This is a genomic window from Pleomorphomonas carboxyditropha, from assembly GCF_002770725.1.
Lineage (GTDB): Bacteria > Pseudomonadota > Alphaproteobacteria > Rhizobiales > Pleomorphomonadaceae > Pleomorphomonas > Pleomorphomonas carboxyditropha.
Map to the genome: position 1 here is coordinate 127,809 of NZ_NQVN01000012.1, position 23,186 is coordinate 150,994.

General features: G+C 66.8%; 17 protein-coding genes and 2 pseudogenes. 4 read left to right on the forward strand and 15 right to left on the reverse strand.

Features of this window, described 5'->3' with window-relative positions; translation table 11 throughout:
- Positions 1 to 7: 7 nt before the first annotated feature.
- The 14 genes and pseudogenes from CJ014_RS17280 to CJ014_RS17345 form a co-directional block, all read right to left on the reverse strand.
- Positions 8 to 1,531: a sugar ABC transporter ATP-binding protein gene (locus CJ014_RS17280; RefSeq protein WP_100081730.1), complete on the reverse strand. Its 1,524-nt coding sequence runs from the start codon at positions 1,529 to 1,531 to the stop codon at positions 8 to 10.
- A gap of 59 nt (positions 1,532 to 1,590) precedes the next feature.
- Positions 1,591 to 2,652 (reverse strand): sugar ABC transporter substrate-binding protein, encoded by a 1,062-nt coding sequence (locus CJ014_RS17285; protein ID WP_100081731.1) that lies wholly within the window; start codon positions 2,650 to 2,652, stop codon positions 1,591 to 1,593.
- Between the two features lie 59 nt (positions 2,653 to 2,711).
- Positions 2,712 to 3,698 (reverse strand): sugar phosphate isomerase/epimerase family protein, encoded by a 987-nt coding sequence (locus CJ014_RS17290; RefSeq protein WP_100081732.1) that lies wholly within the window; start codon positions 3,696 to 3,698, stop codon positions 2,712 to 2,714.
- Positions 3,699 to 4,186: 488 nt separating this feature from the next.
- Positions 4,187 to 6,835: pseudogene (metH, locus tag CJ014_RS17295) on the reverse strand (methionine synthase); the annotation flags it as partial.
- 38 nt (positions 6,836 to 6,873) lie between these two features.
- The gene (locus tag CJ014_RS17300) at positions 6,874 to 7,320 is read right to left on the reverse strand and encodes a PIN domain-containing protein (protein ID WP_100081734.1); all 447 of its coding nucleotides are present in this window, start codon (positions 7,318 to 7,320) and stop codon (positions 6,874 to 6,876) included.
- A complete protein-coding gene (locus CJ014_RS17305) occupies positions 7,320 to 7,517 on the reverse strand; it encodes a hypothetical protein (protein ID WP_100081735.1) in 198 nt (65 codons plus the stop codon). Before CJ014_RS17305 ends, CJ014_RS17300 begins: the two co-directional genes overlap by 1 nt.
- A gap of 59 nt (positions 7,518 to 7,576) precedes the next feature.
- Positions 7,577 to 8,626 (reverse strand): annotated as a pseudogene (locus CJ014_RS17310) (homocysteine S-methyltransferase family protein); the annotation flags it as partial.
- Positions 8,627 to 8,642: 16 nt separating this feature from the next.
- The gene (gene metF / locus CJ014_RS17315) at positions 8,643 to 9,554 is read right to left on the reverse strand and encodes a methylenetetrahydrofolate reductase [NAD(P)H] (RefSeq protein ID WP_100081737.1); all 912 of its coding nucleotides are present in this window, start codon (positions 9,552 to 9,554) and stop codon (positions 8,643 to 8,645) included.
- A 27-nt stretch (positions 9,555 to 9,581) separates the two neighbouring features.
- Entirely contained in the window at positions 9,582 to 10,589 is a 1,008-nt protein-coding gene (locus CJ014_RS17320; RefSeq protein WP_245427416.1) for an ArsR/SmtB family transcription factor, read from the reverse strand.
- Between the two features lie 69 nt (positions 10,590 to 10,658).
- The gene (ulaG, locus tag CJ014_RS17325) at positions 10,659 to 11,714 is read right to left on the reverse strand and encodes an L-ascorbate 6-phosphate lactonase (RefSeq protein ID WP_100081739.1); all 1,056 of its coding nucleotides are present in this window, start codon (positions 11,712 to 11,714) and stop codon (positions 10,659 to 10,661) included.
- Positions 11,715 to 11,824: 110 nt separating this feature from the next.
- Entirely contained in the window at positions 11,825 to 13,204 is a 1,380-nt protein-coding gene (locus CJ014_RS17330; protein WP_100081740.1) for an MFS transporter, read from the reverse strand.
- A 27-nt stretch (positions 13,205 to 13,231) separates the two neighbouring features.
- Positions 13,232 to 14,179, reverse strand: coding sequence for a sugar kinase (locus tag CJ014_RS17335; protein WP_100081741.1), 948 nt, complete (start codon positions 14,177 to 14,179; stop codon positions 13,232 to 13,234).
- A 76-nt stretch (positions 14,180 to 14,255) separates the two neighbouring features.
- Entirely contained in the window at positions 14,256 to 14,912 is a 657-nt protein-coding gene (locus CJ014_RS17340) for a 3-dehydro-L-gulonate-6-phosphate decarboxylase (RefSeq protein WP_100081762.1), read from the reverse strand.
- Between the two features lie 129 nt (positions 14,913 to 15,041).
- Positions 15,042 to 15,902 carry an L-ribulose-5-phosphate 3-epimerase gene (locus CJ014_RS17345; RefSeq protein WP_100081763.1) on the reverse strand — a complete coding sequence of 287 codons (861 nt, stop codon included), beginning with the start codon at positions 15,900 to 15,902 and terminating at the stop codon, positions 15,042 to 15,044.
- A 611-nt stretch (positions 15,903 to 16,513) separates the two neighbouring features.
- On the opposite strand from CJ014_RS17345, the gene CJ014_RS17350 reads away from it, so the two are divergent.
- The 3 genes from CJ014_RS17350 to CJ014_RS17360 all read left to right on the forward strand — a co-directional run bounded on the left by CJ014_RS17350 (position 16,514) and on the right by CJ014_RS17360 (position 19,046).
- Positions 16,514 to 17,305: a DeoR/GlpR family DNA-binding transcription regulator gene (locus CJ014_RS17350; protein ID WP_100081742.1), complete on the forward strand. Its 792-nt coding sequence runs from the start codon at positions 16,514 to 16,516 to the stop codon at positions 17,303 to 17,305.
- A 341-nt stretch (positions 17,306 to 17,646) separates the two neighbouring features.
- On the forward strand, positions 17,647 to 18,231 hold the full coding sequence (locus CJ014_RS17355) for a TetR/AcrR family transcriptional regulator (RefSeq protein WP_100081743.1): 585 nt from the start codon (positions 17,647 to 17,649) through the stop codon (positions 18,229 to 18,231).
- A gap of 71 nt (positions 18,232 to 18,302) precedes the next feature.
- The gene (locus tag CJ014_RS17360) at positions 18,303 to 19,046 is read left to right on the forward strand and encodes a 3-oxoacyl-ACP reductase family protein (protein ID WP_100081744.1); all 744 of its coding nucleotides are present in this window, start codon (positions 18,303 to 18,305) and stop codon (positions 19,044 to 19,046) included.
- A 233-nt stretch (positions 19,047 to 19,279) separates the two neighbouring features.
- On the opposite strand, the gene CJ014_RS17365 is transcribed toward CJ014_RS17360, so the two are convergent.
- Positions 19,280 to 20,362 (reverse strand): DUF2336 domain-containing protein, encoded by a 1,083-nt coding sequence (locus tag CJ014_RS17365; RefSeq protein ID WP_100081745.1) that lies wholly within the window; start codon positions 20,360 to 20,362, stop codon positions 19,280 to 19,282.
- A gap of 363 nt (positions 20,363 to 20,725) precedes the next feature.
- On the opposite strand from CJ014_RS17365, the gene CJ014_RS17370 reads away from it, so the two are divergent.
- Entirely contained in the window at positions 20,726 to 23,182 is a 2,457-nt protein-coding gene (locus tag CJ014_RS17370) for an MGDG synthase family glycosyltransferase (protein WP_100081746.1), read from the forward strand.
- Positions 23,183 to 23,186: the final 4 nt, after the last annotated feature.

Below are 23,186 nucleotides of genomic sequence, written 5' to 3' on the forward strand. Positions count from 1 at the left end.
GCACCCGTCAGGACTGGGAGGTGGACCGGCCGGCGTAGCCGGGAATGGCATGGGCGACGATTGCCTGCTCGGTGAGGCCGTCGCTCGAAAGCTCGGCGGCCAGCTCGCCCTCGCGCATCACCAGCACGCGGTCGGACAGGCGGATCACCTCGGGCAACTCCGAGGAGACGACGATGATCGAATGCCCCTCGGAGGCCAGCCGCTCGATCAGGGCGTGGATCTCCGACTTGGCACCGACGTCGATGCCGCGCGTCGGCTCGTCGAACAGCAGGATCTGGCTGTCGGCGGCCAGCCAGCGGGCGATGATGCCCTTCTGCTGGTTGCCGCCGCTGAACAGGCGGATCGGGCGGTCCGGCAGGAACGGCCGGAGGTTGACGCCCTTGAGATGCCGTTCGGCCACCTTGTCGAGTTTGCGCCGGGCGATCAGGCCGCCGGACGTGTAGCGCTTGAGCGACGGCAGGCCGAGGTTGCTGGTCATCGAGCGGAGCGGAATGATGCCCTCGCGCTTGCGCTCCTCCGGGCAGAGGCCGACACCGGCGGCGATCGCCTCGCGCGGGCTGCGGAAGGTGACCGGCTTGCCGTCGATGGCGAGCGTGCCGGCGGAGCGGCGGTCGGCGCCGGCGATCAGGCGCAGCAGTTCCGAGCGGCCCGAGCCGACCAGGCCGGCGATGCCCAGCACCTCGCCCTTGTGCAGGCGGAAGGAGATGTTGCGCACCCGCGACACCGCCGAGCCGAGGCCGTTCGCCTCCAGCTTGACCTCGTCGGTCGCGAACGACCGGTGGGGCTCCTGGCTGAGTTCGCGCCCAACCATCAGCGAGACGATTTCCTTCTGGTCGACGCCGGCAAGGGCGCGCATTCCGACCACGGCGCCGTCGCGCATGATGGTGGCGCGGTGACCGATGCGGAACACCTCGTCCATCTTGTGCGAGACATAGATGATGGAAACGCCACCGGCCGCGAGATCGGCGACGATTTCGGCCAGGCGATCGAACTCGCTCGGCGTCAGGCTGGACGTCGGCTCGTCCATGGCGATGATGCGCGCCTCGTCGAGCAGCGCGCGGGCGATCTCGACGATCTGGCGCTGCGCCACCTTCAGCGTGCGGATCGGCGCGGCCGGATCGATCGACGGGTCGATGCGGGCGAGCGCGGCGGCGGCCCGCCTCTCCTGCCCAGCGCGATCGACGACGAGGCCGCCGAGCCGCGTCAGTTGATGGCCGAGGAACATGTTCTGCGCCACCGTCAGGTGCTGCACCTGCTGCAATTCCTGGTGAATCATGGCGATGCCGGCGGCACGCGCCTGGATCGGCTTGCGCAGGACGAGTTCGCGGCCGTCGACCAGCACCTTGCCGGCGGTCGGACGCAGCCCGCCCGACAGGATGCGCAGCAACGTCGACTTGCCGGCGCCGTTTTCGCCGAGCAGCGCGTGGATTTCGCCGGCGGCGACCTCGAAGGTGACGTCGGAAAGGGCGCGCACGCCGGGAAATTCCTTGGTCACCCCTTCGAAGCGCAGACGGGGCACGGACTGGCTCATCAATACTTTCCTCCGGTGGACACCGGCCGGATGGCCGGCCGGCGTCCATCTTTAGAGACTTACTTCTTCTCGTCTTCGATCAGCACGGCGCGCAGGTCGTCGCCGGCCTCCTGATAGCGGGCGACGTTGTCCTTGGTGATCAGCGCCTGCGGCGTCGACACGACGCGCGGCAGGGCCTGGCCGGAAACGAGGCGCAGCGCCGTCTCCATGGCCACCTCGCCGGTCAGCACCGGGAAGCTGTCGACGGTGCCGGTCAGCTCGCCGGCCTTGATCGAGGCGTAGGCGTCAGAGATGCCGTCGGTGCCGAACACCGCCACCTTGTCGGCAAGGCCGGCGGCCTTGACCGCCTCGACGACGCCGAGGGCCATGCCGTCGTTGTTGCAGTAGAAGCCGACGAGGTCGGGATGCTGCTGCAGGATGTTGGTGGCCGCGTCATAGGAAGTCTGGCGATCCCAGTTGCCGGGAACCGAGGCGACCACTTCGAACTTGTCGGATTCGCCGGTGATCGTCGCCTTGAAGCCGTCGGTGCGCTGCACGGCGGCATAAACGCCGGCCTGGCCCTCGATCACCGCTACCTTGCCGCCGTCCGGCCGGTTCTGGATGAACCAGTGGGCGACGCGCACGCCGTTGTCGCGCTGGACGTTGCCGACATAGTGCTCGGCGCTGGGTATCACCGCGTCGTTGACGTTGACGACGGGAATGTTGGCGGCCTTGGCCTGCTCCATCATCGGCTGCAGGTTGGCGTCGGTCTGCGGCGACACCAGCAGCACGTCGTAGCCCTGCGTGATCAGGCCCTCGGCGATGGTCAGCTGGCCGAGCTGATCGCCTTCGCTCTGGGCGGCCTGATAGACCACCGACACGCCGGTCTTGTCGGCATATTTCTGATAGCCCTCGCCGAGCGACCGCCAGTATTCGTTGGTCAGCGTCTTGGAGACGCCGCCGACGCGCAGACCGGACTTCAGCGCCGGCAGCGGGCCGAACTTGGCGTCGAGATCGGACCAGACGATACGGTCCTTCTCGGTGTCGGAATTGAGCGGGGCAAGCTCGGCCGCCCAGGCCGCTCCGGCCATGAACGCCAGGGCGACCGTGGCGCAGACCGTCGATCTGAAAATGGTCCTCATAGTCTTCATCCTCCCATCGGGTAAAAGGGCAGCCGGCGCCGTCCTCGGCGCCGACGGGTTCAGGCGCCGCCAAAGGTGAGTTCGTTGACAATGGCGAGGGCCGAAACGGCGTCCTGGCGGGCAATCGCCTTGCCGAGACGCTCGTCGCCGTCGAGACGATCCATGACGGCGAACATCCGCCGCACCGTGGCGATGTTCACTTCGCATTCGTGAACGGGATCGAGGCCGGTGGTGTCGGGGAAGGTGTCGAAGTAGATGGCGCCGCCATAGCCGTCGGCGCGCATCTGGCGCAACAGCTCGATGGTTTGCAGCGGATGCACCGCCCCCACCATCAGGCCGTCGTCCCGCTTGGCGTAGCCGTCGTTGAGGTGGATGCCGAGAATGCGGCTGTGGCCGGCGGCCAGCGCCGCGGCAAAGGCCGGCTGCTCGTCGGCGTAGAGCACATGCGCGAGGTCGAGCGTGATGCCGAGGTTCGGCCGGTCGACATCCCTGATGGCCAGCAGCGTGGTGGCGCAATCGGGCATCACGGCGAAGGAGCGCGGCTCGTTCGGCTTGTACTCGATGCTGACGAGGCAGTCCGGATCGTGGTCGCAGACCTCGCGGATGCCCTCGACCTCGTCCTGCCAAAGCTGCCGATAGTCGGCCTGGAACGCGTAGTCGAAACCGTCCTGCCCGAGCCACAGCGTCATCAGCGACGTGCCCATCTCGCGCGCCGCGTCGATGCCGCGCTTGGTGAGCTCGATCGCCTCGCGGCGGACGGCGGGATCGGGGTTGGTGAAGGCGCCGATCTTGAAGGCCGGGTTGGAATAGTAGCGCATGGCGAGGCCGTTGATCTCGAGACCGAGATCGCGAATCTGCCGCGCCAGAGCCGCCGGCTCGCCCTTCACGTGGTCGGGATAGTTGAGATCGACATCCGTGAGGCCGCTCACCTTGGCCGCCCGCCTCGCTATCTGGATGACGGACGGTTTGCCGCCGAGGCCCGGCCACTCCAGTTCCGGACGACAGGCGAATGAATTCAGGCGAGTAGCGAAGCGCAGGTCGGACACGGAGGCACCCCTTCTGGAAAAGCAATTCAACATCACAAAAAAACATTAATTAGTGAAGTCAGAATGATCACCTACGGCATAGGCCTTTAGTCGTAGCGGTTTCGAAAAGTGAACGCGCGTCGGTAGCAACGGGCACGCGTCGCGCAACCGGAACGGACGAAATCAATGATCTCGTTCTAACAAATGGATTTTTCATGGATGGGTTGCGGTCCGGGCGAATCCGGATGGCGCCTGCGCACAGGCTGCGGCCAGACTGGTCTCAGGCCTCGCCGGCATTTCTGGATATCGGAATAACTTCACTAATCATGTAAAATCGTGAAGTTCGCCAATGACAGCAAAGCGAGCGGCTTTGCAAGGCATTGGCGCGGCGAGCGGCCGTCGTCGCGGAAGTTCGACCGGACAGCCAAACCGACTGCGAAGAAACCAGCCGAGCCCTTCGCTTCACACCGAAGCGGTCGCAGGTTCGATCCCTGGCGCGTGAGTTGCCCTCAGCCCGCCGCCCGCCTCGGCTCGTAGTTGAGGATAGGCGCCAGCCATTTCTCGGCCGTCGCCATGTCCCAGCCCTTGCGGGCGGCGTAGTCGGCCACCTGGTCGGCGTCGATCTTGCCGACGCCGAAATACTGGCTGTCGGGGTGGCTGAAATAGAGGCCGGAGACGGCGGCGCCCGGCCACATGGCGTAGCTCTCGGTGAGCTCGATGCCCACCGCCTCGGTGGCGTTCAAGAGCGAGAACAGCGTGCCCTTCTCGGTATGGTCGGGCTGGGCCGGATAGCCGGGCGCCGGGCGGATGCCGCGATACTGTTCGCCGATGATCTCCTCCGGCGTCAGCGCCTCGTCCGGCGCATAGCCCCAGAACTCGCGGCGCACCCGGGCGTGCATGCGCTCGGCGAAGGCCTCGGCGAGCCGGTCGGCCAGCGACTGGCTGAGGATCTTCGAATAGTCGTCATTGGCGCGGGCGAAGCGCTCGGCCACCGCCTCCTCGCCGAAGCCGGTGCTGACGGCGAAGCCGCCGACATAGTCGGCAAGGCCGGTTTCCCTGGGCGCCACGAAGTCGGTGATCGAGAAATTGGCCCGCGCCGTGCCGCGCGCCATCTGCTGGCGGATGCCGTGGAACACCGCCAGCCGCTCTTTGCGGTCCTCGCCGGTATAAAGCTCGATGTCGTCGCCGACGCTGTTGGCCGGCCAGAAGCCGATCACGGCGCGCGCCGTCAGCCACTTCTCGTCGACCATCTGCCTGAGCATGCTTCTCGCGTCTTCATAGAGCGGCCGCGCCGCCTTGCCGTAGACGGCGTCGTCGAGGATCTGCGGGAAGCGGCCGCGCATCTCCCAGGTGGAGAAGAACGGCGTCCAGTCGATATAGGGCACCAGCTCGGCGAGGTCGTAGCTTTCGAATACCCGGGTGCCGAGGAAGCTCGGCCTCGGCGGCGCGTAGCCCTTCCAGTCGGGCGCAAAGCGGTTGCGGCGGGCGTCGGCGATGGAAAGGCGCCGCTTCTCCTCGCGGCCGCGCGCATGCTCCTCGGCGATGCGGGCGTATTCGCTCCTCACCTCGTCGATGTAGACCACCTTGCGGTCGGACAAGAGCGACGACGCCACGCCGACGGCGCGGCTGGCGTCGGTCACGTAGACCGCCTGCCCGCGCGCGTAGTTGGGATGGATCTTGACGGCGGTGTGGACGCGGCTGGTGGTGGCGCCGCCGATCAGCAGCGGCAGCTCGAAGCCCTGCCGCTCCATCTCGGCGGCCACATGGCACATCTCGTCGAGCGACGGGGTGATCAGGCCGCTGAGGCCGATGATGTCGGCCTTCACCTCGCGCGCCGCGTCGAGGATCTTCTGCGCCGGCACCATCACGCCGAGGTCGACCACCTTGAAATTGTTGCAGGCGAGCACCACGCCGACGATGTTCTTGCCGATGTCGTGCACGTCGCCCTTCACCGTCGCCATCAGCACGGTGCCGGCCGAGGAATCCTCGGTGATGCCGAGCTCCTCCTTTTCCTTCTCCATGAACGGCATCAGCCAGGCCACCGCCTGCTTCATGACGCGGGCCGATTTCACCACCTGCGGCAGGAACATCTTGCCGGCGCCGAACAGGTCGCCGACCACGTTCATGCCGGCCATCAGCGGCCCCTCGATGACGTGGAGCGGCCGTGCCACGGCAAGCCGCGCCTCCTCGGTATCCTCGACGATGAACTCGGTGATGCCGTGCACCAGCGCGTGCTCCAGCCGCTTCTCCACCGGCAGCGCGCGCCAGGCGAGGTCGACGGTCTTCTCCTTGGCGCCGTTGCCGGCATAACGCCCCGCCGCGTCGACGAGGCGCTCGGTGGCATCCGGCCGGCGATTGAGCACCACGTCCTCGCAGAGCTGCCTGAGTTCCGGGTCGAGCTCGTCGTAGACGCCGAGCTGGCCGGCATTGACGATGCCGAAGTCCATGCCGGCGGCGATGGCGTGATAGAGGAACACGGTGTGCATCGCCTCGCGCACCGGCTCGTTGCCGCGGAACGAGAAGGAAAGGTTGGAGACGCCGCCCGACACGTGGGCGCCGGGCAGGTTCTGCCTGATCCAGCGCGTCGCCTCGATGAAGTCGACGCCGTAGTTGTTGTGCTCCTCGATGCCGGTGGCCACCGCGAAGATGTTGGGGTCGAAGATGATGTCCTCGGCCAGCACGCCGACCTTCTCGGTCAAAATCTTGTAGCTGCGGGCGCAGATGTCGATCTTGCGCTTGTAGGTGTCGGCCTGGCCGGTCTCGTCGAAGGCCATCACCACCATGGCGGCGCCGTAGCGGCGCACCAGACGGGCGTGATGGATGAACGCCTCCTCGCCTTCCTTCAGCGAGATGGAGTTGACGATGCCCTTGCCCTGCAGGCACTTGAGGCCGGCCTCGATCACCGTCCACTTGGATGAATCGACCATCACCGGCACGCGGGCAATGTCCGGCTCGGCGGCGACGAGGTTGAGGAAGGTCACCATGGCCGCTTCGCTGTCGAGCAGACCTTCGTCCATGTTGACGTCGATGACCGTCGCCCCGCCTTCCACCTGGTCGCGCGCCACCGCCAGCGCCGCCGCGTAGTCGCCCTCGCGGATCAGCTTGCGGAAGCGCGCCGAGCCCGTGACGTTGGTCCGTTCGCCGACCATGACGAAGCTGGCGGAGGAGGCGGTGGCTGACATTCAGGGGACCTTTTTCAGAGATCGAGAAGGGCGCGGGCGCGTGGGCTGAGGCCCTCGCCGGAAAACGGATGGACCACTTCGAGGCGGCCGAGCCGGAAGCCGTCGCCCATGTCCTCGGAGAAGATATGCGTGCAGCCGGCCGCCTCGGCGGCGGCGACCAGGCTGGCATCCCAGAAGGAGAGATGTCCGGCGGCGGCTTCCGCCAGCGCCCGGCACGTCGTGGCGACGTCGCTCGCGAATACCGGCCACGTCCGCGCTAAGCCACCGAGCGCCGCCGCGACATCCGGCCGGGGCAACCGCAGCTTTCCGGTCAGGACGCGATAGCTCTCGCCGATCACCTGCAAGCCGATCGGCGCGTTTCGGTCACGCAAGGCGCGGATGATCTCGCGCGCCGCCGCCTGCCGGCCGGCCTCGCGATCGTCGAAGCTATAGACGAGGACGTTCGTGTCGACGGTGAGCATCAGCGAACGTGTTCGGACGTCATTTCGTCGTAAAGCTCATCGCGCTTGGGATAGGGGCCATCGGAGCGAAAGCCGCCCTGCGCCCAAAGCTTTTGGATTGCTTCCCAGCTTTGCCGCCGCTCTTCCTCGCTCATCTCGGGATATTCGAGGTTGCGACCGTAACCGCCTTCGGACTTTCTCTTCATTTGCGTCGACATGACCGAACCTCGCATATCCTGGACGACATCATACCACACCCTCACGCCCCGATCACCGTCGGCTCGAGGCCGGAGAGGCGCATGCGCGGCTCGATCGTCGGCGGCACGCGCGGCGGCAGGCCGTTCACCGCCTCGGCGATCGCCCGGATGTGCGGCGGCGTGGTGCCGCAGCAGCCGCCGACGATGTTGACGAGGCCGGAGCGGGCGAACTCGCCGATCAGCGCGGCCATCGCCTCCGGGCTCTCGTCGTATTCGCCGAACTCGTTGGGCAGGCCGGCGTTGGGATAGGCGCAGATCAGCGTGTCGGAGACGCGGGCGAGATCGGCGATGTGGGCGCGCATCTCGCGGGCGCCGAGGGCGCAGTTGAGGCCGATGGAGAGGAGGCCAGCGTGCCGCACCGAATACCAGAAGGCCTCGGCCGTCTGGCCGGACAGCGTGCGCCCGGAGAGGTCGGTGATGGTGCCGGACACCGAGATCGGCAGCCGCACGCCCTTTTCCTCGAACACTTCCTCGGTGGCGAACAGCGCCGCCTTGGCATTGAGCGTGTCGAACACCGTCTCGATCATGATGATGTCGGCGCCGCCGTCGATCTGGCCGCGCACCGCCTCGGCATAGGCGCGGCGCAACTCGTCGAAGGTGATCGCCCGGAAGCCGGGGTTGTTGACGTCCGGCGAGATCGACGCGGTGCGGTTGGTCGGCCCCAACGCGCCGGCCACGAAGCGCGGCTTGGCCGGATCCTTGGCCGTATAGGCATCGGCGGCCCGGCGGGCGATCTTCGCCGACTCCAAATTCAGCTCGTAGGCCAGCTCTTCCATGCCGTAGTCGGCCTGGGCGACGAAGGTCGAGGAGAAGGTGTTGGTCTCCAGGATGTCGGCGCCGGCCTCGAGATACTGGCTGTGGATGTCGAAGATCACGTCGGGCCGGGTGATCGACAACAGGTCGTTGTTGCCCTTGAGGTCTTTCGCCCAGTCCTTGAACCGCTCGCCGCGGAAGTCCGCTTCGCTCAGCTTGAACCGCTGGATCATCGTGCCCATGGCGCCGTCGATCACCAGGATGCGCTCGGACGCCAGCGCGCGCAGGCGGTGTTCGGTCGGAGAGATCTCGGTCATGGCGTTATCCCTCATTTCAAGCGGAAACGGCGATGGCATCGGCGGCCGGCTCGGTCTTCGCCCTGAGGCCCATCATATGGCAGATGGCATAGACGAGGTCGGCGCGGTTCATGGTGTAGAAATGGAAGTTGCGGAAGCCGCGATCAATGAGATCCATCACCTGCTCGGCGCAGACGGCGGCGGCCACCAGTTGCCGCGTCGCCGGGTCGTTCTCCAGCCCCTCGAAGCGCTGGGCCAGCCAGCCGGGCACCGAGGCGCCGGCCTTTTGGGCGAAGGCGGCCGACTGCTCGAAATTGACCACCGGCACGATGCCCGGCACGATCGGCACGTCGATGCCGGCGGCGCGCACCCGGTCGACGTAGCGCTCGAACTTGTCGTTGTCGAAGAAGAACTGGCTGATGGCGCGGGTCGCCCCGGCCTCCACCTTGCGCTTGAGCATGGCGATGTCGGCGGCGACGTCGGGGCTCTCGGGATGCTTTTCCGGATAGGCCGAAACGGAGATCTCGAAGTCGCCGATCGCCCGGATGCCGGCGATCAGGTCGGTGGTCGAGGCGTAGCCGTCGGGGTGCGGCTGGTAGCGGGCGCCGAGGCCGCCCACCGGGTCGCCCCTCAGCGCCACGATGTGGCGGACGCCGGCGTCGTGATAGCCGCGCACCACGTCGTCGATCTCGGCGCGGCTGGCGCCGACGCAGGTGAGATGGGCGGCCGGCTTCAGGTCGGTCTCGCGGACGATGCGGGCGACGGTGGCATGCGTGCGCTCGCGCGTCGAGCCGCCGGCGCCGTAGGTCACCGACACGAAGCGCGGCCCGAGCGGCGCCAGGCGGGTGATCGACGCCCACAGCGTCTCCTCCATCTTCTCCGTCTTGGGCGGGAAGAACTCGAAGGAAACGCCGAGGTCGAGGGCGCCGATGTTGTGACTGAACCGCATGATGAAATCCCGAAAAGTCGTGTCGTGTCAGGCGATGCGCTGAAGATCCCTGGCCATCTCGATCCGGCGGTCGGCGGCGAGGAACAGCGACACCGTCAGGCCGTCGGCCGTCTCCGGCGGCAGGTCGCGCACCGTGTCGAAGGCGAGGCCGGCCGCCTCGATCCAGCCGCGCATCTGCTCGTGGCTGAAGCCGAGCCGGCGGTGGGCGTGGTCGGCGCGCAGGAACTCGTGGTCGTGCGGCGCGAAATCGACGATCAGCAGCCGGCCGCCGGGAGCCAGCGCCGCCGCCGCCTCGCGCAGCGCCCGCGCCGGATCGTCGAGATAGTGCAGCACCTGGTGGATCACCACCAGGTCGAAGCCGGCGCCGACGGAGAGCGCCGTCACGTCGCCCTGGCGGACATGGGCGTTGTCGATGCCGGCCGCCGCGAGGTTGGCGCGGGCGACGGACAACATGTCGTGGCTCATGTCGATGCCGACGGCGCGGCCGTAGCGGTCGGCGAGCAGCGTCAGCATGCGGCCGGTGCCGGTGCCGACGTCCAGCATGTTGTAGATGGGACGGTCGCCGACGGCGGCGCGGATCGCCGCCTCGACGTCGTGCTCGGCGACGTGCAGCGTCCTGAGGCGGTCCCAGCTCGCGGCGTTCCTGGCGAAATAGCGCTGCGCCTCGGCGGCATGCGCCGCCTTGATCGCATCGAGCCGCCGCCGGTCGGATTCGACGGCCGGATCGGCCGCATCGATGCCGGCGATCAGCGTCCGCGTCAGCGCGGCGGCCGGCCCCTCGTCGACCAGCCGGTAATAGGCCCAGGCGCCCTCCGGCAGCCGTTCGACGAGGCCGGCCTCGGTGAGCAATTTGAGGTGGCGCGACACCCGCGGCTGGCTCTGCGCCAGCACTTCGGTGAGATCCTTCACCGTCGCCTCGCCGAGCGACAACAGCGCCAACAGGCGCAGCCGCGTCGGCTCGCCGGCACTCCTGAGCACCGACACCACATCATCGAAGGAAGCCGCCGGCGGCCCGGCCATACGAACACTAGACATAAAGATATGTTTATGTCGAATGGCCGGGTGATGCAAGGGGTCATGGTGGCCGGCGAAGCGGCAACGGTCCTACAAGATGGACGGGAACGGCACGTTCTGTTCGTCCGTGAACGCGTCCTCGAAGCCTCGCCGGTAGTGGTACTGCAGCTTGTCGGCGTCGTCCGGATAGGTGAATTTGCCGCCAACCTCCCAGATGAACGGCTTGAACCGGTACTGCAGGACGTTCTTCTTGTAGTTCCACAGCAGGAGAATCTCGAGCGGATCGGCCTTGAAGTTGGTCCACACGTCGTGATGGACGGGAATGACCACCTTCGTCCCGAGCGCCTCCGCCATGCGCAGGATGTCGATGGACGTCATCTTGTCCTGATTGCCGACCGGATTCTCGCCGAAGGAGCCGAGCGCAACGTCGACCTTGTGCTCCTTGCCATGCTTGGCGAAGCGGATGGAGTGGTGAGAGTCGCCGCTATGGTAGAGGTTGCCGCCGGGCGTCTTGAACAGGTAGTTCACGGCCTTGTCGTCCATGGTCGGCAGCGTGCCTTCGAGCGTTTCGTTCGACGTGACCAGCACGGTGCGGTCGAACGATTCGAGCACGACGATCTCCACGTCCTTGATGGCGACCGTGTCGCCGGGACGGACCACCTTGATCCGGCTGTCGGGAACGCCCCATTTCTTCCACAGATCCGCGCAGCCCTGCGGCCCGATGAACGGAACGCCGGCCGCGCAGTTCCTGAGGACGGCCGCCGCGAAATAGGGGTCGATATGGTCCTGGTGGATGTGGGTCGCCAGCACGGCGTCGACCTCGGTCACCGCGAACGGATCGAAGACGATGGGAGCGGCGCGCAAGTTCGGCTGCGTCGCCCGTCCGCCGGTCATGTTTCGCATCTGATGGAAGGCCGCCATTTCCTTGGTCTTCTGGGTTCGCTTGCCGTTGCCGAACCACAGGTCGGTGGCGATGCCGGTGCCGTTCTGCGTCTTGAGCCAGATGCCCGTGCAGCCGATCCACCACATGCTGAACGTTCCCGGCGCCACCTCGGTCGCGTCTATTTCCTCGTTGAGCCAGGTGCCCCATTCGGGGAACGCCCCGAGTATCCATTTCTCCCGGGTGATTTCGTCGATCATGCTCATGGTCGGACTCGTCCTTTTGCTAGGGAAATAAACAGTGGCCGGCGGGTCGCCGGCCCCGGCATTGGCGCTCGCCCGCTATGGCGCTCCGCGCGAATGCCGGGACCGAACCGCTAGATGGAGTCGAGCGACATGCCCCGGGTTTCCTTGGCGAACAGGTAGACGATGCCGCCGAGGATGAGCAGCGCCGCGAACAGGCCAAAGGCGGGCGGGATGGAGTCGAGCGTCACCTGCTTGCCGAACAGCGAGCCGAGAAGCGCCGGCCCGAAGATCTTCGCGGTGGCGCCGAGACCGTAGCCGAGACCCAGGCCGGTGGGGCGCGCCTCGTTCGGGAACTGCTCGGCCCCGAAGGCATTGAGGATGCCGAAGGCGCCGTCGCCGAAGGTCATGGCGATCAGGATGCCGACGAAGAAGATCCAGCCGGCGGTGGTGACGTCCCACTCGGCGCTTCGGGCGATGATCACCGACGCCGCGGCCAGCATCAGGCCGAGGGCGCCGATCAGGCCGTAGGAGAACATCGTCCAGCGGCGGCCGATCCGGTCGGCCAGCCAGGCCGAGGAAAGACGGCCGAGCAGATCGCCCAGCGACACCAGCATGAACAGGGCGCCGACCATGCCGGCGCTGAACTGGTAGCCCGAGCCGAGGATCGACTGGCCCCAGCTCTGGATGACCGACGCACCGAGGATGAAGCAGAACGAGCCGATGGTGATGATGATGAGCGACTTCAGATACTTGCTGAAGATCAGCGAGTAGGACGCGGACTGGACGGAACGGACTTCCGGCAGGGCCCCGAGCCGGTCGGCCGGGACTTCCAGCGCCCAGGCGAGCGCCTCGCGGGCCTCGGCGGTCCGGCCGCGCGATTGCAGGAAGCGCGGCGATTCCGGCACCTTGCGCAGCCAGAACAGCAGCAGGATCGGGATCACGCCCAGCGCGATCAGCAGGCGCCAGTTCGAGCCGACGATCATCTGCGCCACCGACCCGAGAAACAGGCCGAAGGGGATGAAGACCGAGGCCAGGCCGGACAGCAGGCCGCGCTGCTTGGCGGGCACGAATTCCTGCACGTAGGGGATCGAGGTGATGTTCAGGCCGCCGACGCCGATACCGACGAAGATGCGCAGGATGGCCAGCATGATCCACCCGTCGGTCGGCGTGAACACCGAGGCGAAGGTGAACAGCGTGAACAGAAGCACGCACCAGGAGAACGACGCCTTGCGGCCGATGCGGTCGGCAAGGCGCCCCCAGAGGATGGCGCCGACCACGGTGCCGAGCCCGGACATGGCGAGAATCCATCCGGCCTCGAAGCCTTGCAGATGCCAGGCCGGGTCCTTGAGCAGGCTGCTCACGGCGAAGCCGATGAGAAACATGTCGAAGAACTCCGATATGTTGCCCGCGACGACGAGCGCGATCAGGTTCTTCTGGTTCTTGGTAAGCGGCCGGGAATCGATCTGCTCGAGGGCAGTCATACCGGCCGGTATGCTGGATGCTGTGGACATGAGTTCCTCCCTGAGGTCCCTAGCTGGTTATCGAAGGATGTCGGCGGTGGTCGGGATTTCGAGTTCGCTCGGCGTGAGATGGGTCAGGTCGCCGTAGTGGGTCAGGGCGAGCTTCGAGGTGCGCAGACCGTAGTTGACGCCCTCCATGACGTTGCCGTTGAGGTATCCGTGCAGGGCGCCGCCGACCAGGGCGTCGCCGGCGCCGGGGCGGTCGGTGACGCGGACCGGCTCGATGCCGTAGACCCGCTCGCCCTCGATGCCGCAGTAGTAGCAACCATGGATCGCATCGGTCGAAACCACATGGTCGAGGCCGTACCTGCCGCGCAGGGCCGCGTTGACGGCCGGGCCGTCTCCCTCCAGGCCGAAGACCTTGATGCCGTCGGGGCGCGAGCAGAACAGGATGGCCACGTGCTCGAGCAGCGGCTCGAGGACCGAGCGGGCCTTGTCCGCCGTCCACAGCAGCGACCTGTAGTTGACGTCGAGCGCCACCTTGACGCCCCGCCGGGCCGCCTCGCGCACCGCCCAGGCGACGGTGTCGCCGGTGTTGTCGGTGAGCGCGGCCGTGATGCCGGTGACGAACAGGACCCGCGTATCGAGCAGCCCATCCCAGTCGAACGTCTCGGGCCTGATCTCCCGGAACCTGGTGTAGAGGCGGTCGTACACGACTTTCGCCGGCAGCGGCGGGTCGCCGGGCTCCATGAAATAGAGCGCCATCCGGCCCTCGCAGCGGACGCAGTACGACAGGTCGACGCCGACCGCGCGATACTCGTCGATGAACCGCTGGGCCAGATCGCCGTGGGGGATCACCGAGGCGAACGCCGTTCGCCGGTCAAGCTGGGCCAGGAGGCCCGCCACGTTGGCCTCCGAGCCGGCGGGGGTCAGCCGCAATTCCCGGCAGGTGGCCAGACGGTCGCCTCTCGGAACCGTCAGCCGGATCTGCGCTTCTCCCAAGGTCGTCAGATCATAGGTTGTCATTGGCTTTTCCCTCCCATGGCCGGGGCGCGCTCCCGGTTCCTCCGCACACCCGGCCGATTTCGACGAAGCGCGGCCTTTACGGCCACACGCGAGCGATGGCCTGCTTCAGCCCGGTGGCGGCTGCCAGCGGGTCCTCGGCGGCGATGATCGAGCGGCCGGCGATGACGATGCCGACCGGATGGCCTGCGAATGTTTCGAGGTCGGCCGGCGTCACCCCGCCGGTGATGGTGACGGTGAATCCCATGCCGGCCAGCTCGTCGACGCGCGCAACGTCGCCGGGCCCCCACGAAAGGTCGCCCGCCGCCTCGCGATCGCGCGAGCGCTTGACGATGACGTGCTGCACGCCCGCCTCCCGCCACTGACGCGCCCTGGCCGCGTCGTACCATTCGTCGGACAGCTCGACCTGGACCTCGCCGCGATGGGCGGCGGCCACGGCGCAGACCTGCTTCACGGTGGTCATCGAGGCGCCGGCCACGACCGAGACGAGCGACGCCCCGGCCTCGAAGGCCATCTCCGAAAGCAGTTTTCCGGCCTCGGCGATCCGTATGTCGGCCAATATGTCCTTGTCCGGAAACAGCGCGCGGATTTCGCGCACGGCGCGCAGCCCCTCGGCGAGGATGAGGACGGTGCCGCACTCGATGATGTCGATCCGCGACGCGGCGCGCTGCAGCGGCGCGAGCGCGCCCGGCAGGTCGGTCTTGTCGAGCGCAATCTGCAGCCGGGGCGGCGTCATGTCCTGGCCCCGCTTTCCGGGCGGCCGGCGGCGCGGCATCGTGGTGACGGATGGACGGTGTTCATGTGTCTTCCTCCTTGATTGAAATAGGCTGCGCCGGCCAACGGATCGCCGGGGCCGCGAAGTCGTTCACCAGTCGGCCTCCTGCAATTTGCCGAGCACGAACCGGCGCGCCGCGGCGGCGGCGCCGCACGGGTCGGCGGAGGCCTCCGCCCACATCTCGACGAGGAAGGCGCCGCGGTAGCCCAGCCGCTTGAGCGCGGCGAAGGCGGCGGCGAAATCGACGCAGCCCTCGCCGAACGGCACGCATTTGAACTGTCCGGGATCCGAGCCGGCGGGCGGCCGCGTATCCTTGACGTGCACGGCCACGATGTGCCCGATGCCGCGCGCGAGTTCGTCGGGGACGTTCGCGCCCCAGGCCGACAGGTTGCCGAGATCGGGATAGACCTGGAACCACGGCGTCGGGATGTCGCGTTTCCAGGCGAGCCACTTGGTGATCGAGCCCATCAGCGGCCTGTCCATGATCTCGACGGCGAGCATCACCTGCGCGGCGCTGGCCAGGTCGGCGGCCCGGGCCAGCCCGTCGCGAAAACGAGCCAGCGAGTCCGGCGTCGACGGTTCGTAATAGACGTCGTAGCCGGCCAGTTGCAGCGTGCGCACGCCGAGCGCCTGCGCAAGATCGATCGCCTTGAGCATGATTTCGCCCGCCCGCTCCCTTTGCGCCGGGTCGGCGCTGCCGAAAGGAAAGCGGCGATGGGCGGACAGGCAGATCGAGGGGATGGCGAGGCCGCTGTCTTCGACGAGGAGACGCAGCGCCCGCCGCTCGTCACGCGTCCAATCAAGCCTGGCCAGCCGCTGGTCCGTCTCGTCGATCGACATTTCCATGAATGCGTAGCCGAGCTCGCGCGCCATCGAGAGGCGTTCATGCCAACCCAGAGAGGGCGGCAAAGCCTTTTCGTAAAGACCAAGATGGACGGCTGCGACGGACATGGTCAGACCGAAGTTTGCGATTTTCGTTTGGAAGTTGCCGACGGCGACGCTTTTCAAACATGAATCGAAACATAACGGTCAAAAATGACCACTCGAGTCAGGACGATATGATTGCATGCGCCCCAAACTCCGAGGACACACGCTCGTGCTGATCGTTTTGCTCGGGTACCGTTCGATAGGCGTTCTCGGGTTTCCTCTCTTCACCCGAACACGCACGATAATCATACACACCGAATCCGAAAGCAAGCCCAAACGAGGCAAAAAAGAAACATAAAAGGACAATTATCACTGCTTATTGGCGTATTTTTGATCGAAATATGATTGATTACGTAGTTTTGCAGTGCGCAGTTAGGCCCAAAATCCTCTTTCGATAGCCAACGGGCCGGCCTCTCGTCCAGGTCAATGGATTCCACGGGAGCGCGCGGCATGACCCCTGCCGGCGTATTTTCGCTCGCCCGAGCTCTGCCCTCGGAGAAATGTGCATAAAACGATCAGATATTGCGTGATCGCCGGAAGGCTGGCGGCGGTTTCTATTGTCGCCGCCCATCGGAAATGATCTTGTGGCCTCGCGGGTGAGCGGAGCGCAATTCGCCGGAAGCACGAGGAGAACGATGTCCGGATTTGGTCGAACGACGATGGCAAGGCGGGCGCGGGTGCTCGACGCATTGCAAAAGGCCGACCTCGTGCGCGTGCCGGACCTCGCCAGCGCGCTCAACGTTGCCGAAGTCACGGTCCGGCGCGATCTCGACGATCTGGCGGCGCAGGGCGTCGTGGAGCGGTTTCATGGTGGAGCCCGGCTTCTGGCCCGGACGGAGCAGGCCGAACCGTCGAAGCTTCGCGACGGCCTGGACGCCAGGAAGAAGCGCATCGCGGAGCAGGCTGCGACGTTCGTCCGCCCCGGCGACACGGTGATGCTCAGCGGCGGAACGACGACGCTCGCCGTGTTTCGCGAGATCGCGTCCATGGATGTGCGCATCGTGACCAACAACGCGAAGATCGTCGGCGAAATAAACGAGCACATGCGCGCGGAGCTGTTCGTCCTCGGCGGGGAATACAACCGTCATACGCGCGCGCTCAACGGCGACCTGACCAACCTGACGCTCAACGAGATCAACGGCACGATCTGCTTCCTCGGCACCAATGCGATGAGCCAGAAGGCGGGCGTGACCTCGACGATCTATGCCGCCGCGATCGTCAACCGGCTGATGGCCAAGCAGTGCGAAAACCGCGTCGTGGTCGTGGCCGACGCCTCCAAGATCGGACTGACGGCCCAGTTCTCGAGCCTGCCGATCACCAGCGTGCAGCGGTTGATTACCGACGCGGACGCCGATCCGGCGGAAATCGCCGCCTACCGCGCCGCCGGGCTGCAGGTCACCCTGTGCGACATCGACGAAGACATATGAGCAGCCCGCCGCCTTGATGGCGCGAAAGCGGCGGACATGTCGCATATGGGTTCTTGCTGGATGGAGCGGCCCTATATCGGCCCCTCGCCCCATCCTGCCCGAGGTCCCGCGCCTGCGCGCAGGATGACAGTTTTATATATAAAAAACATATGGATAGGTTGTCATCCTGCGCGCAGGCGCAGGACCTCGGGCCGAAAAGGGCGCTCTAAAAGTATAGGGCGCCCCTACCCCAACGCATCCTCAACCGATCAACCACCCGCTCCCCTTCACCTCCCCATCCCCACGCGAACGTGATCGCCCCATTCTTGACCGATCAGTCCATAACCGCTACACCCTTGGCCATGGCAAGACCAAGGGAGTTCGACAGGGATGCCGCGCTGGCGGCCGCGATCAACGTGTTCTGGTCCAAGGGCTTCGCCGCCACGTCGACGGAGGACCTGGTCCGGGCGATGGGAATTGGCCGGCAGAGTTTCTACAACACCTTCGGCGACAAGCGCCGGCTCTATCTCGAGGCGTTGCAGGCCTATCAGCAAAACGCCACGAGCTGTCATCTCGGCCGGCTGACCTCGCCGGTCTCGCCGCTGGCCGGCCTCCTCGACCTGCTGGTCGGCCTCATCCCCGACGACGACAGCCTGCGCTGCAAGGGCTGCATGGGAACGGGATCGGTCGGCGAGTTCGGCACCACCGACCCCGAACTGGTGGAGATGCGCGAGAGGATGATCGCGGTCGTTTCGGCCAAGATCGCCGAGAGGATCGAAGAGGGACAGTCGCTCGGGGAGATCGACGCCGATCTCGACCCGAAACAGGCGGCGGCCTTCGTCCAGATCACCATGACCGGCCTCCAGCTCGCGGCGAGAGGCGGGGCCGGGGCCCAGGAACTTCACGCTCTCGCCGCCTTCGCCGTGGAACGCCTCAAGGCAAAATAGGATTTGAAAACAGAAGCATGCCCTTGATCTAGCCAATTATGGACTGATCAGTCAAAAAAGGAGAAGACGTTATGAGTGATGACAGCAGGAAAGTGGCGCTGGTGTTCGGCGGTTCGCGCGGCATCGGCGCCGCCATCGTGACGCGGCTCGCCGAGGACGGCTATGCCGTGTCCTTCACCTACGTGTCGCGCCCGGACGCCGCCAACGACCTCTCGGCCAAGCTGCGCGAGGCCGGCGGCGAGGCGCTGGCCATCAAGGCCGACAGCGCCAGCCGGGACGACCTCAACGCCGCCGTCGCCACCACCATCGACCGCTTCGGCCGGCTGGATGTCGTGGTGGTCAATGCCGGCGTCGCCCGCATGGGCTTGGTCGATACAGTGCCGCTGGAAGATCTCGATCTGCAGCTCGACGTCAACGTGCGCGGCGTCTTCCTCGCCATCCAGGCGGCCGTGCCGCACCTCAAGGAAGGCGGCCGCATCATCACCATCGGCAGCAACATCGCGCTGCGCAGCGGCTTTCCGGGCGCCAGCGTCTACCAGACGACCAAGGCGGCGGTGGCCGGCATGGTCAAGGCGCTCGCCCTCGACCTGGCGCCGCGCGGCATCACCGTCAACAACGTGCAGCCAGGCCCCACCCGCACCGACATGATCAGCGGCCTCGGCAACGAGGGAATGGATATGGTGCTGGGCATGGTGCCGCTGAAGCGCATGGCCGAGCCGGAGGAAATCGCCGGCATGGTCTCCTACATCGCCCGCGACGAGGCCGGCTTCGTGACCGGCGCCAGCCTGACCATCGACGGCGGCTTCGCGCTCTGAAAGACGGCGGTGCGCCCTATATCAACCCCGTGCCCTTTTCTGCCCGAGGACCTGCGCCTGCGCGCAGGATGCCAATCCATCTATATGTTTCTTATATATAAAACTGTCATCCTGCGCGCAGGCGCAGGACCTCGGGCAGGACAAGGCGGAAGGCTGATATCGGTCTCCACCACCCCAAAAAGCGATCGGCGGCCCGGTGGGCCGCCGCGTTCGATAACGATCAGCCGCTTCCCTCACCCCACCGTGCGCACGCCGCGCGAGGCGGTGACGCGGGCGCGGGCGACGCGCGGGTCGATCTGCTGGAACTGGGCGAGCGCGTCGTTGCGCTGCCAGTTGTCGAGCCGGTGCTTCCACGGGCCGCACTTCAGCATTTCCTGCACGGTGGCGAACCTCAGGCCGAGCGCCCGCGCCATCACCACGAAGGGCTCGGTGTCGACCCTGACCAGCCAGTGCTTGGCTTCCTCGATGTCGAGATCGGCCAGAAGCGAGAAGGTCGCCACCACGTCGGCGAAGCGGTCCTCGACGGCATATTGGCAGAGCAGTTCCTCGGAGACGATGCGCCGGCCGCCCTGCTGGCCGATGCGCTCCCAGGCCGACTCGAAGTCGTAGAGGCCGAGCCAGTAGGAGTTGGAAAGCCGCGCCTCGGCCAGCCGCGCCGCTTCGGCGAGATTGGCCTCGAGGTCGTCGTCCGCCTTGTCCATCACCGTCGAGCGCACCTGGTCGACGGCCTTGCCGATCACCTGCGAGATGATGGCGTCCGGCGTGTCGGGGCGGCGGCCGAGGATCTCGGCGGTGCGGGGGTCGGAAAGCGCCTGCTGCACGATGCAGGCGAGCGCGATCTCGCTGAGGCGGGCGCCGTAGTTGCCGGCGACCAGGCGGCGGACCTCGACGTTGCCGCGGCTGACCACGATATCGGCCACCCGCTCGCTCAGCACCGACCGCTGGGCGATCGCCTTGAGATGGTCGGGGCCCTTCTCCTCGGCGATGGCGACTAGGTCGCGGTCGTTGAGCAGCGGCGACTGCCTGAGCACCGGCGAGGCGACGGCCGCCTCGTCGTCCTGGGCGAACTTGCGGACGGCCCGCTCCGGCGCCCGGCGCAGCGGGGCGATCTTCTCGGCGGCGAAGATGCGCGCCTCGATCTCCACCATCTCCGACAGGCGGGTGATGACGTCGTCGTAGATCTCGATCTGTTCGAGCGTGCAGCGCTCGGACGTGAAGGCGAACAGCGAGGAGACGCCCTTCAGCAGTTCGTTCTTGCGATCGGGAGACGGATCGAGCGCAAGACTCTTGAAATCGACCAAATTGGTTTCGAGCATTCCGGCACCACCCACAGAAAGCGTGACGGCCACGCTAGCGCCTACAAGTGGATATGGGTTTCACGAAATTCTTAGGATTTTATGGAAATTCCGGTCCGAAACCATCCGCTTCCAGACGATGGCGGCGATGCGACGGCGCGCGGCCGGCGGTGAAACGCGGCCGCGATCTTCCCACTCATGGGCCACCAGGCCGCGCGTGAGCGTCCGGAAGGGCCGACGCCCCGGGAAATTGCGCCGGGAGGCGCTCTCGACACGCGGAAATCGTTACCCTAAATATACTTGACGAACGTTAGGTCAGCCATTCCCAAGGCGTCGACGAGCCCTACATCACGGGCATGGCGAGACCCGTCGCGGAGCACAGCGATGTCCAAGGTGGTTGTTTTCTATTCGACGATCGGCAACGGCCATATCAGCGTGGCCCGGGCGATCGCCGCGAGGATCGTCGAGCGGCAACCGGCGGCAAGCGTCGTCTTCAAGGATATCAGGGCCTTCATGAACCCCGCCTGGAGGGCCGTCGACGAGAGGCTCTATTGGCTGGTCGCCAACAATCTGCCCCAGAGCTTCGATGCGCTGTTCGCGTCCTTCAGCGACAGCGGCGCCCGTGCCTGCTCTCTCGCCAGCATTTCGCAGACTTACGATGCGGACGCCGTCCTCGCCTTCATCGAGGCCGAGGCGCCGGACAGCATCCTCGCCACTCATTATGGCGCGGCCCAGCTTCTCGGCGGCCTCCGCGAACACGGCCTGCTCGGCGGCACGCCGATAGGATGGGTCCACACCGATTATTTCGTGAGCTATTTCCCGCGCATCTCCAGGCGGATCGACCGGACCTTCGTCGCCCATCCCGAACTGGCGCGAAGGTGGCTGGAGGCCGGCGTTCCGGAAAGCCGCGTCGTGGCGACCGGCATGCCGGTCGACGTCCCCACGGCCGGGCGAACGGAGTGCCGCGCCGATCTCTCCGGCTACGGCCTGTCGCCGGATACCTTCACCGTGCTGATCATGACCGGGCGCAACGGCGTCGGCGACCAGCGGCGGATGATCGACAGCCTAGTCTCGGCCCTCGACCGCCCCCTGCAGATCGTCGCCGTCTGCGGCACCAACGCGTCGCAGCGAAGCCAGCTTTCGGCCCACGCGGCGACGCTCCCCGCCACGGTGAAGCTGGCGCCCCTCGGCCTCGTGCCGCACGCCGCCGCCACGCGCCTGATCGGGGCGGCCGACGTGGTGGTCACCAAGGCCGGCGGCGTCACGCCGTCGGAAGCCTTCCGCTTGGCGACGCCGACCGTCGTCCTCGACGTGATCGGCGGGCACGAACGGGAAAATGCCGAGATGTTCGCCCGCTGCCGCCTGGCGTGGGTGTCGCCGGAAACGGCTCGGCTGGGCGAGACCGTCAGGAGGCTCATTGGCGACAGGCAAGCCCTCGCCGACATGCGGGCGGCGCAGGCCGCCTATCGGCAGGACTGCGATCTCGGGCCGATCCTCGACTTCGCCCTCGGGGAACCGTCGCCGATCCACGCCTTGCCGCCCGACTTCGGCCAGGAGAACGGCACGCCGGTCGAGGGGATAGACGCGGCGCTGGCCGCGATCGACGCCAGCGTGCCGGCGGACATCGAGGTGCTGCTCTCCTATTCCACGGCCCGCACGCCGCAACGGATCGTCATGGAGAATCCGTTCGGCCACATCGCCCTCCGCATCGGCGACAGGGTGTTCAGCGCCAATCACCTGGCAAGGCCCGGCCGCGACCCGACCATCCTGCAGCATCTCGCCCTCGGCGAATATCTTTACGGCGTCCACCCGCCCTCTCCCTCGCAGGTGCATGCCAACACCTATGGCATCGCCTACGGCCGCGAGACCCTGTCGCTGCGGGTAAGAGGCGTCGCCCCGGCGCGCCGGGCGGCGATGCTGGCGGAAGTCGCGGCGATCGAAGGCGACTATCGCCGCGGCCGGCTCGTCTGGGATCGCCGCACCGAAAACTGCGCCGATCTCGTCGGCCGGATTCTCGCGGCCGGAGGCTGGCAGGTGGACGCGCCCAATGCCGGCCTCGGCCTGCCGTCGATGCCGCTCGACTGCTTCGACGCCGCCGATGCCGCCCTGCGCGCCGATGCCGCGCTTGCCGTGCGGCTCGTGGCCTACCGGCAGGTGCCGGGGAGTCACGCCGACTATCGGTTCAGCCGTTTTCCGCTGTCGCCCTATCAGCCGCTCCGCTCGCTGTCCAACACGCTGCGCCGCGACGGCGCCGACCCGCTGGAAGGCCATGTCCGCGCGCAACTGATCCTGCTTCACGGCAGCCGGCGGCTTGTCGTCGAGGCGTTGGATAGGCCGGCCGGGGCGCGATCCGGCGGGGAGCAGGACGCCCGGTCGGTCGAGCGGGCGATGCTTGCCGATCTTCGCGCCCTGTTTTTTGAGGCGACCCGGGAGCCGAAACGCCGTGTCTCGGGCCTTGCGGCCTCGGCGCGCCATGCCCTGGCTCCGCTCGGCAGCGCCTGGGCCGAACGGCTGCGCCGGCTCTACGACGGCATGCTGGCCCATGAACTCGGCGTCGATTCCGTGATCCGCCTGGCGCGGGCCGGGACCACCACCAAGCGCCTGACGCAGTTCCTGGCCTCCCTGGCAAACCGTTCGGACATCTTCTTCCGGCTGTCTTCCCGTCGGGCGCACCGGAAGCTGGCCATACGCCTTTCCCGGCGCGCCGGGCCCTTCCGGCCGAAGAAGCCGGCCGGATCCGCCGCCGCGCGGTCGGCGGCGCTCGAAGCACGCGATAGGCCGGCCCGCTCGACAAGCCCGATCGAACTTGCTACCGACAACCACGACGATTCAATAAGATAGCACC

Coding starts and splice junctions, on each gene's coding strand:
- CJ014_RS17280 (WP_100081730.1), bottom strand. CDS start 1,531: ATGAGCCAGTCCGTGCCCCGTCTGCGCTTCGAAGGGGTGACCAAGGAA.
- CJ014_RS17285 (WP_100081731.1), bottom strand. CDS start 2,652: ATGAGGACCATTTTCAGATCGACGGTCTGCGCCACGGTCGCCCTGGCG.
- CJ014_RS17300 (WP_100081734.1), bottom strand. CDS start 7,320: ATGCTCACCGTCGACACGAACGTCCTCGTCTATAGCTTCGACGATCGC.
- CJ014_RS17305 (WP_100081735.1), bottom strand. CDS start 7,517: ATGTCGACGCAAATGAAGAGAAAGTCCGAAGGCGGTTACGGTCGCAAC.
- metF (WP_100081737.1), bottom strand. CDS start 9,554: ATGCGGTTCAGTCACAACATCGGCGCCCTCGACCTCGGCGTTTCCTTC.
- CJ014_RS17320 (WP_245427416.1), bottom strand. CDS start 10,589: ATGTCTAGTGTTCGTATGGCCGGGCCGCCGGCGGCTTCCTTCGATGAT.
- ulaG (WP_100081739.1), bottom strand. CDS start 11,714: ATGAGCATGATCGACGAAATCACCCGGGAGAAATGGATACTCGGGGCG.
- CJ014_RS17330 (WP_100081740.1), bottom strand. CDS start 13,204: ATGTCCACAGCATCCAGCATACCGGCCGGTATGACTGCCCTCGAGCAG.
- CJ014_RS17335 (WP_100081741.1), bottom strand. CDS start 14,179: ATGACAACCTATGATCTGACGACCTTGGGAGAAGCGCAGATCCGGCTG.
- CJ014_RS17340 (WP_100081762.1), bottom strand. CDS start 14,912: ATGACGCCGCCCCGGCTGCAGATTGCGCTCGACAAGACCGACCTGCCG.
- CJ014_RS17345 (WP_100081763.1), bottom strand. CDS start 15,902: ATGTCCGTCGCAGCCGTCCATCTTGGTCTTTACGAAAAGGCTTTGCCG.
- CJ014_RS17350 (WP_100081742.1), top strand. CDS start 16,514: ATGTCCGGATTTGGTCGAACGACGATGGCAAGGCGGGCGCGGGTGCTC.
- CJ014_RS17355 (WP_100081743.1), top strand. CDS start 17,647: ATGGCAAGACCAAGGGAGTTCGACAGGGATGCCGCGCTGGCGGCCGCG.
- CJ014_RS17360 (WP_100081744.1), top strand. CDS start 18,303: ATGAGTGATGACAGCAGGAAAGTGGCGCTGGTGTTCGGCGGTTCGCGC.
- CJ014_RS17365 (WP_100081745.1), bottom strand. CDS start 20,362: ATGCTCGAAACCAATTTGGTCGATTTCAAGAGTCTTGCGCTCGATCCG.
- CJ014_RS17370 (WP_100081746.1), top strand. CDS start 20,726: ATGTCCAAGGTGGTTGTTTTCTATTCGACGATCGGCAACGGCCATATC.